Origin of the sequence: Paenibacillus germinis, from assembly GCF_013141785.1 — a bacterium.
In the GTDB taxonomy this organism is placed as follows: Bacteria; Bacillota; Bacilli; order Paenibacillales; family NBRC-103111; genus Paenibacillus_E; species Paenibacillus_E phytorum.
Window position 1 is genome coordinate 125,098 of sequence record NZ_WHOC01000006.1, and the last position, 9,242, is coordinate 134,339.

The following is a 9,242-nucleotide window of genomic DNA, read 5'->3' on the forward strand; positions in this document are numbered from 1 at the left end:
GGGATTCATGGTGGCATTGATCATGGAATTGTGCAGGAATCATACGATTTTAAGCGAGGAAGAAGCCCAAACGATCATAGAAATGGCCGCTCAGCTGCAATTGATAGCCGATGTGTCGGAATCGGATGTATTTATTGACTGCCCGCTCGCAGACAAGGGTTCAGCGCTTGTGGTTGCCGAGGCACACCCATCCTCAGCCCCATCCCTGTATAAGACATCGGTCGTCGGACAATATGCTTTTGTGCAAAATGAGCCTGCCGTGATGTTTTGTTTGCTTTCCGGGCAATCCGTAATCGGATCGAGAGGCATCTCACAGGAGCAAATTGCTATTCAGCAGAATGTCGTGCCGATTCGGTCAAAAGGCGGCAATGTCATTGGCGCATTGATCATGGAAAAGGACATCTCCGAAAAGCTCGAGCAGGAGAAAAATGTGACGAGATTAATGGAGACAACGGAACAGCTGAGCGAAACGCTGCTTACTGTGGCGATGTCTGAGGGCAGTATGCAGTCGCTAATGCACGAAGGCATTGTTTTATTTGATGACAAAGAGTGTGTGACCTATACCAATCCCCGAGCAGCTGAAATGTTGAAGGAAATCGGTCATGTCGGCGCGATCAACGGATACCCGATTGCCCAGTTGTTTTATGGCAGATTGGAAGGGAGCCCTCTCATTGGCCACAAAGGACTCATCCATCAGGAGCTTCAAATCGGTCATGTTTCCTTTGATCTAAAAGCCATGTCCATCTACCGGGATCAGCGGGAGGTTGGCGGTATTATTCTCATCCGCGACATCTCGGATATTAAAGAAAAAGAAAAGCAGTTGGTGATCAAATCCGCAGTTATTAAAGAAATTCATCATCGTGTGAAAAATAATTTGCAGACCGTATCCAGTCTACTCCGCTTGCAGATGCGAAGAACCAAGCTTGAAGAAGTAGAGAGAGTCTATCGCGATAGTATCAACCGCATTAACAGCATTGCCGTCATTCATGAAATGCTTGCCTTTGAAGGACTTGAAACGATCCACTTCAACGATGTGGTGGACCGTATTACGAAGAATATTATTTCATCCTCTTCCAAACCAGATCAGAACATTTACCCGAAAATTTCGGGTGATGAGCTTATTTTGCAATCAGACGTTGCCACGACGCTTGCACTTGTTGTCAATGAGCTTGTGCAGAACTGCGTGCTGCATGCTTTTGGGGAGAGACGTACCGGGAATATCGAAATTTCTTTGCAATGTAGTGGCACAATCGTTTGTGTCCGTGTATCTGACAATGGCGTCGGATTCGAAGCAGCAAACCATTCGGACAGGAAGGGTCATCTTGGCTTGAAAATCACAGAGACACTTGTGGAGGAAAATCTCGGCGGTGTCATTCACATAACTTCGGATGGACGGGGTACGGACGTTCTAATCACATTTCCGCTTTCCAAAGCGCAGCAGAAGGAGGACGAATCGGCATGAAAAACGCCATCGTTGTTGTGGATGATGATCCGATCATTCGCATGGATATTCGAGAAATGCTGGAAGAGGGCGGATATTGGGTCGCGGGAGAAGCCAAAAATGGGGAGGAAGCGGTAGAACTCGTAGCCAGATTAAAACCGGACCTAGCCATCATGGATATTAAAATGCCGGTCATGAACGGCATCAAGGCGTCTCAAATTATACGCAAGCTGCAGCAGGATACCTCTATTTTACTGCTTACCGCGTACAGCCAGAAGGAATTGGTGAAGGATGCTCGCGAGGCGGGTGTCGCCGCTTTCCTGGTTAAACCGGTGTCGGAGGAAGATTTGCTGCCCGCTGTTGAAATTGCTTTGAGTCAAAAAGAAAAGATGGATTCACTGAAACAGGACATCAAACAGCTAAAGCAATCCATCGAAGAGCGTAAAGTGATCGAAAAAGCGAAAGGCATCGTGATGCAGGCATACTCCTTAAATGAGGAAGAAGCCTACAAGAAAATGCGTGAAGCGAGCATGACTACTCGTATTCCTCTTTCGAAGCTGGCGGCGTGCATGCTCACCGAGGGTTTGGAATCATTATCTAGCGTGGCACAGGACGGGTGAACGGAGAAATGCATAACCAGTGGATCACAAGTGTCGGCCTAGATATCGGAACGAGTACGACCAAAATGGTGATTAGCCGTTTGAAATTAGTACGCTCGTCTGGTGTTCTCAGCTTGCCTCGATTTGAGATCGCGGAGCGGGAATTGCTGTACGCGAGTCCGATTCACAGCACACCGCTGAATAACGGCGATGAAATCAATGCGGAGCGTATCTGGGAAATCGTGACCAAAGAGTACGAGCAGGCAGGAATCCGTCCGACGGATTTGAAATCCGGCGCCGTGATCATTACCGGCGAAACGGCGAATAAAACAAACGCGAGACAAATCCTGCATCTGCTCGCCGAACGCTCGGGCGATTTCGTTGTAGCAACCGCAGGTGCTGATCTAGAAGGGCTGCTTGCTGGCAAAGGTGCCGGTGCGGAGCGCCGTTCGATGCAGATTCGAGGCGCAGTCGCCAATATCGATATTGGCGGAGGTACAGCGAATGCGGCTATTTTTCAAAGAGGCAAGCTGATTGGAACGGTCACCTTTCACGTTGGTGGCAGGCTCATCCAGATGGATCCAACAGGAACCGTTATAGACGTCTCGCCATCGATTCGTCCGTGGTTGAGGACTAGCGGATACAACATTAAGTCAGGCGACACGGTTAGCTTTACTCTCATAAAAGAAATCTGCATGGGAATGTGCCACTGCATGATGGATTATTTAGCCGGGCAGATCATTCCTGAGCATGATGAATCACTTCGTTCCTTGCTGAACGGCAAGCCGCTTGCGTCAATGCCTCCCATTGGAGAATGGATGGTATCCGGAGGGATCGGCCTATTGATGGAGGAGAAGAAACCAGAAAGTCTAGCAGATACAACGGTGCATCAGGATATTGGCCCTCTGCTGGCCCACACATGGAAGGAATTATCGGCCCAATATCCTATCCGCCTCATCCGTGCAGATCAGACGGTCAGAGCGACCGTCATTGGTGCCGGGATGCAGAGTACGGAAATCAGCGGTGCTACGGTGCATTTGGATGCATCGCTGCTTCCGATTCGCAATCTGCCTGTACTGGGGTTTGATATAACACCGCAGATGCTTAAGCAAACTGAGCTGCTTACGAATGCGCTAGATGCGATCATGAAAAGCGGCGCAAGCCTCTTTGATCGGGATCAGTCACCTCCGTTCGGGCTGGCATTGTCAGGAATGAATGATCTTACATACACATCGCTTCAGCACTTAGCGGATCGATTACATGCAAGCTTTGTCCACCATTTTCCTGCTTGTGAAGCTATGGTGGTCATCTGTGAAACAGATATCGCGAAGGCGCTCGGTCAATCTTTGGCTAAGCGCTGCGGACAACGTCCGAAAGTCATTTGCATCGATCAAATCCGTGTGGAGCATGGAGATTATATCGATTTGGGCGAGCCGATTTCTGGGATCATGATTCCGGTGGTGGTTAAGACGTTGGCATTTCACAACAGAGCGGAGGGGATAAGTCAGTGAACCTGAAGACAACGTTGCTTGGTACAACCTTTCAATTTAAAGATTTAAAGGAAGTCATGGCGAAGGCAAACGAGGAGAAATCAGGCGATCAGTTGGCCGGTATCTCCGCACAGGATGCGAAGGAGCGGATTGCAGCCAAGCTGGTTCTGTCCGATTTGACGCTGGCGGATATACGTAATCACCCTCTGCTGCCGCCGGAAATCGATGAAGTGTCGCGGGTAATCGAGGAAGGGATGAACGAAAAGATATATACCGAGGTTCGTAATTGGACGGTGGCGGAGCTGCGGGAGTACTTGCTGCGGCAAGAAACGGGAAATGATGAAATTCGTAGACTTTCCCGTGGCTTAACGAGTGAGATGGTAGCAGCTGCCGCCAAATTAATGAGCAACCTTGATCTTGTGCAAGCCGCATCCAAAATGGAAGTCACAACGCATTGCAATATTACGATTGGTCAAAAGGGAGTTCTGTCTGGGCGAGCCCAACCCAATCATCCTACGGATAATATTCAGGGGATTAAGGCCGCTTTATTTGAAGCTTTAAGCTATGGGATCGGTGATGCGGTTATCGGTATCAATCCGGTTATCGATTCAGCGGATAGCGTCAAAAATATTTTGCAGGTTACCAAAGAAGTGATGGAGAAGTGGCAGATTCCGACACAGAACTGTGTCTTAGCACATATCAAAACCCAGATGCGCGCTATTCGCCAAGGCGCTCCTGCCGATATGGTGTTTCAAAGCTTGGCCGGCACGGAAAACGGCAATAAAGCGTTCGGTATCGATGTTGCTCTTCTTAACGAAGCAGATGATCTCATTGCCAGGGAAGGCACGGGGACCGGGCCGAATTTATGGTATTTTGAAACAGGCCAAGGCTCCGAATTGTCAGCCGAAGCTCATCACGGTATCGACCAGGTCACACTCGAGTCACGTTGTTATGGCCTTGCCCAAAAATATAAGCCGTTTATCGTCAACACGGTTGTGGGCTTCATCGGACCTGAGTATTTGTATGATAGCAAGCAGGTCATTCGGGCTGGTTTGGAAGACCATTTCATGGGCAAGCTTCAGCAGCTGCCGATGGGGGTAGATGTTTGCTACACCAATCATATGAAGGCAGATCAGAATGATATGGACAATTTGGCGGTGCTGCTTTCCGCTGCAGGTGTCAATTACCTGATCGGTGTAGCCATGGCAGATGACTGCATGCTCAATTACCAATCTACCAGCTACCACGATATCGCCACTTTGAGGGAATTGATGAGACTGCGCCCAGCCCCGGCATTTGAACAATGGCTGGTGAAAATGGGGATCATGGAAAATGGCCGTTTAACGCCGCTGGCGGGAGATCCGACCCTTTTTATGTAACACAGTTGTTGCTTACGAAGCCAGTTTTGCTGACGCAAAACTCTAAGGAGGAACAAGTATGAACAAAGCTGTCCCCATGGATCAGCTTGTCGATATGGTGATGGCAGAGCTTGAGAAGAAGCTGTCTGCTTCCAAAGCTGCTGATAATCCGGCGGCCATTCGCTCTATGAACCCTGATCTGGTTAACGAGGAAGTTCAGCCGTCTACCCGAGTAGAAATGGTGTCGGAACTGGACCTGTTCCCCGAATTGGATACATTCACCTCTAATGTACCAACTCCCAAATGGGAGGAAGGGATGAATGAACTGCTTGCCAGTACCCCGGCACGTATCGGCGTATGGCGAACGGGAACGAGGGCGCTCACCAAAGAGGTGCTTAAGTTTCGCCGTGACCATGCCGCTGCTGTTGATTCCATATATGGTGAAGCCAGTCAGGCACTTTTGGACGAATTCGGTTTGTTTACGGTAGAAACTCGGTACGAGAATACGGAAAACTATTTAAAACGCCCCGATATGGGACGTATCATCACCGAAGAAGGAATTGAGGTCATTCAGAAAAGGTGCAAGATTAAGCCGCAGGTGCAGATTGTCGTTTCAGATGGTTTGAGCGCCAATGCGGTAGACGCCAATTTGGGCGCTGTCTATCCTTCGCTGCTTGATTCACTGAGTGCTTACGGGTTATCCACAGGTACTCCATTTTTCGTCCGTGGAGGTAGGGTTGCTGTCATGGATCACATCGGCGAAATTGTGCAGCCGGAAGTGCTTGTGCTTTTGATCGGGGAAAGGCCTGGACTTGTTTCGTCGAAATCGCTAAGTGCTTACATCTGCTATAAACCGCGTAAAGGCACGGTAGAGAGCGATCGCACGGTGATTTCCAACATTCATCGCGGGGGTACCCCTCCACTGGAGGGTGGCGCGCATATCGGCACCATCGTGAATAAAATGCTCGAGCAAAAGACGAGCGGTGTCAACTTGGAAATCTAACCGTTTTTCCTTGAGAATGCGCTTCGCTAAGAAGCTTTTCTATATGGTGGTCCGGAGAAGGAGGTGGAGGCCGAATGGAACTGACGATTGGAATCGTAATTATTGCGGTAACGTGTTTGTTTGCTTTATGGATTGTCAGAATCGCCAACAAAAGCATTCGCGAATTCGATGAAAGCAAGCATGAAAGTTTCCTAGGGAAATGAGACTTGTGAATTGTTTGTACAAATCGTATCTATCTGATGAGGAGGATCAAAGATGAGCAACCCTTCCAATCATCATGACAAAGACAAAAGGGATTTAAACAAGTTCGGTTATGCCCAGGAATTGCTGCGCAGCATGGGTGGATTTTCCAATTTCGCGATTTCATTCTCCATCATTTCCATTCTTACTGGCGCAGTATCGTTATACGGCCACGGATTAACCTATGGCGGTGCGGGTATGATGGGCTTTGGGTGGCCGATTGTCGCCCTTTTTGTCATGTTTGTCGCGGCAGTCATGGCTGAGCTTGCTTCGGCAATTCCTACGGCTGGTGCCTTGTACCACTGGGCGGCCATTTTGAAAAACAAACGCTGGGGCTGGTACACCGCTTGGATCAATCTGATCGGCCAAATCGGGATTGTGGCTGGTATCGATTATTCCGTAGCGCTATTCGCCGATCCGCTCATCGCGAGTGTGTTTGGTTATGAATCCAGCAATACAACCGTGTTGATTTGTTTTACGATCATACTACTTACGCATGGTATTCTGAATCATATCGGGATTCGTATCGTTTCTAGGCTTAACGACTTCTCGGCATGGTACCATATCGCTGTGGTGGCGGTACTGGTTTTGTCACTGGCCTTTTTCACCAAAGGTAATTTGAATCCTGTCGATTATTTGTTCAAAGTGGGCGAAACGTTCTCGGATAAACCGTATATGTTTGCTTTCCTAATCGGACTTTTGCAAGCGCAGTGGACATTTACGGGTTACGACGCCTCTGCTCATACGATCGAAGAGACCATCAACCCTCGTGTGCGCGCGCCTTGGGGTATTTTCACATCCGTTGCCTATTCGTTTGTCATTGGATTCGTTATGCTTGCTTTTGTCACCTTGTCCATTAAGGATGCTGGTGCTGCTGCAGGTTCAAGCAATGCCTTCATCTATGTCATCAGTCAAGCGCTTGGCGGTACATTCGGATCTGTCATTCTATGGTTGGTCACCGCCGCGATGTGGTTCTGCGGTCTAGCTTCTATCACTTCCTTCTCGCGTATGATGTATGCCTTCTCTCGTGACAAAGGGATGCCGATGAGCCATCAGTGGGCGCAAATTTCAAAGAAATACCGCACACCTGCCAAAGCCATTTGGCTGGCCATTATCCTTTCATTCCTGCTAGCTTTCATCGACTATATCATCAAAATGGTGAATCCGGATGCGACTTACACGACGATAGCGTTCTTAACTGCGGTCAGTGTTGTGGGCTTATATGTGGCTTACGGCATTCCGATCTATCTAAAGCTGAGAGCGAAAGCCGAAGGCAGATTTCAAGATAAGCATCTCGGACCATGGAATCTCGGAAAATACAGCACGTTCATTTCTGTCGTTGCGCTTTTGTGGATCATTTTCATCTGTATCGTCATGGTTATTCCTCCGAATCAAATGGCTGGCTATGCCGTAGCTGGGATGCTGATTCTTCTGATCATTATGGATTTGGCCTATTATAAAAATCACTTCCCTGGGCCGCAGGCCGCACTTAACACTTCCATGGAAGAGATCGTACGCCGGGAAAAAGAGCTTGAGAAAACATCCTCTGTTTAACATCTGCTAGATTTGGGCATCCTTTTACTAGAGTTGAAGATTCTAATAAAGAGGTGCCTTTTTATATGCAGAAATCTTGGTTATTATCGATCATTTGTATGTTTATTATAAGCATTATTTTTGGGTGGGTTCGTCATGCCGATGCGCATGGTGAGCAAGAAGCGCTCCAGTTATTGAACACAGTTAAACCGTATATGATGAGTGAGAATCAAATAACCTTCAAATATACAGGCAATTACGGAACGTGCAATGGTGTAGCGCAGGATATGCTGCAAACTGGGAAGAAATTGTCCCAAGCTTTTGGGATTTCTCAGGCTGAAGTGTTGAGTGAATCCAATTCACATCCGACCTATACAGCGAAATCTGAGGTTGCACCCGGAGCGGTCGTCACCGTAACAGTTGCAAGTCCACGGGGACAATCTGCCTGCTATGTCGTCTTGCGATTAGACGCTTCTCATGAAGCTGAAAAGTCGGAGTTGGTTAAGTGGCAGGATCAAGCGGGCGAACAATTGAAGAAGCTTGGTATAAATGGCCAATGGAATGTTATGGTGCAAGGTTATGTTAATGAGCAAGAACAGTCTGGTCAAAAGAGTTCTACAGAGCTGGTAAACTCAATAACTCTAGCTTTTAAAGGCAAAATCGTAGAAAGCTATAAGGACCAGAATACGGTAAGTGCGTCTTTATCCTCGAAGGAATTCCAATCCTCTATTAAGAGTGGTGACAAAACGGTAAATCTGCAGGTTGCTTTGCATCAAGAGTCTACGACTGGCAAGTTGCGACTAACCGTAGGTACTCCGATCATAACAATGGAATACTAAAAATAAAGTCTTAAGGTGCAGTGTAATGCTGCTCCTTTTTTGTTTGCTTCTATCTTTGGGTCGGATCAAAATTAATAGTTATCTCAGGTTTAATAGATTAATAGATTGGTTAGAATGAGTAACACAGCAAGGAGGTGATCTTAACATGCTGAAAAAAGCCAATCAAAAGAAGCCGATCCTACCATCCAATAATCCCGTTATTATAAATAATCGCTATTGTTTCCTGATGTGGGCAAAAACGGGGAATAAACGGTATCTGAATATACTCCGAGGAGTGGGAATATGACAACGATAACCAAGCCGATCATCCCTAGTATAATTGCAGAATCGATTGAAAGCCTCCGTAGTGAGGGATGGGGAGATGACGATTTCTTTAACTTTTCGCAATATGATGAAGAGTCCCTGGAAGCTCGTATTTTATTTCACTATTTTCGAAACAACCGAGTAACGTTTGCAGCTGCCATTATCAACAGTTATGTGGTTCATGAAAGGATTATGGAAACTAGAGCAGCTGAGTGAACAAAATTATAATGCCTTTGTGTTTGGATTACTAAACATTAATGGGTTTGACGATTGCTTTTAAAAAGGTGAGTATAAAGAACACGTGCTTAAGCAGCAGGTGTTTTTTTGTTATAATGATTTATTAGTTGGGAGATGTTATAAAAGTAGGTAAGAATCAACCTTTGAAACTTTTTTGTAATTGGAAAAATAAAACATTGCATTACTTTTGATAATCATG

General features: G+C 47.1%; 9 protein-coding genes. All 9 read left to right on the forward strand.

Annotation, left to right across the window (positions count from 1 at the left end):
* The first annotated feature begins 22 nt into the window (after window positions 1–22).
* Complete coding sequence (locus GC102_RS00590) at window positions 23–1,462, forward strand: sensor histidine kinase (protein WP_246320669.1); 1,440 nt, start codon at window positions 23–25, stop codon at window positions 1,460–1,462.
* Entirely contained in the window at window positions 1,459–2,061 is a 603-nt protein-coding gene (locus GC102_RS00595; protein ID WP_171687762.1) for an ANTAR domain-containing response regulator, read from the forward strand. Before GC102_RS00590 ends, GC102_RS00595 begins: the two co-directional genes overlap by 4 nt.
* Before the next feature lie 8 nt (window positions 2,062–2,069).
* The gene (locus GC102_RS00600; protein WP_171687763.1) at window positions 2,070–3,551 is read left to right on the forward strand and encodes an ethanolamine ammonia-lyase reactivating factor EutA; all 1,482 of its coding nucleotides are present in this window, start codon (window positions 2,070–2,072) and stop codon (window positions 3,549–3,551) included.
* Window positions 3,548–4,909 carry an ethanolamine ammonia-lyase subunit EutB gene (locus tag GC102_RS00605; RefSeq protein ID WP_171687764.1) on the forward strand — a complete coding sequence of 454 codons (1,362 nt, stop codon included), beginning with the start codon at window positions 3,548–3,550 and terminating at the stop codon, window positions 4,907–4,909. The genes GC102_RS00600 and GC102_RS00605 overlap by 4 nt, the downstream gene beginning before the upstream one ends.
* A gap of 58 nt (window positions 4,910–4,967) precedes the next feature.
* Window positions 4,968–5,891 carry an ethanolamine ammonia-lyase subunit EutC gene (gene eutC / locus GC102_RS00610; protein ID WP_171687765.1) on the forward strand — a complete coding sequence of 308 codons (924 nt, stop codon included), beginning with the start codon at window positions 4,968–4,970 and terminating at the stop codon, window positions 5,889–5,891.
* Window positions 5,892–5,965: 74 nt separating this feature from the next.
* Window positions 5,966–6,094, forward strand: coding sequence for a hypothetical protein (locus GC102_RS39945; protein ID WP_261304047.1), 129 nt, complete (start codon window positions 5,966–5,968; stop codon window positions 6,092–6,094).
* Window positions 6,095–6,146: 52 nt separating this feature from the next.
* Window positions 6,147–7,685 (forward strand): amino acid permease, encoded by a 1,539-nt coding sequence (locus GC102_RS00615; RefSeq protein WP_171687766.1) that lies wholly within the window; start codon window positions 6,147–6,149, stop codon window positions 7,683–7,685.
* A 65-nt stretch (window positions 7,686–7,750) separates the two neighbouring features.
* Window positions 7,751–8,503 (forward strand): YwmB family TATA-box binding protein, encoded by a 753-nt coding sequence (locus GC102_RS00620; protein WP_171687767.1) that lies wholly within the window; start codon window positions 7,751–7,753, stop codon window positions 8,501–8,503.
* A 282-nt stretch (window positions 8,504–8,785) separates the two neighbouring features.
* The gene (locus GC102_RS00625) at window positions 8,786–9,022 is read left to right on the forward strand and encodes a hypothetical protein (RefSeq protein WP_171687768.1); all 237 of its coding nucleotides are present in this window, start codon (window positions 8,786–8,788) and stop codon (window positions 9,020–9,022) included.
* Window positions 9,023–9,242 lie beyond the last annotated feature (220 nt).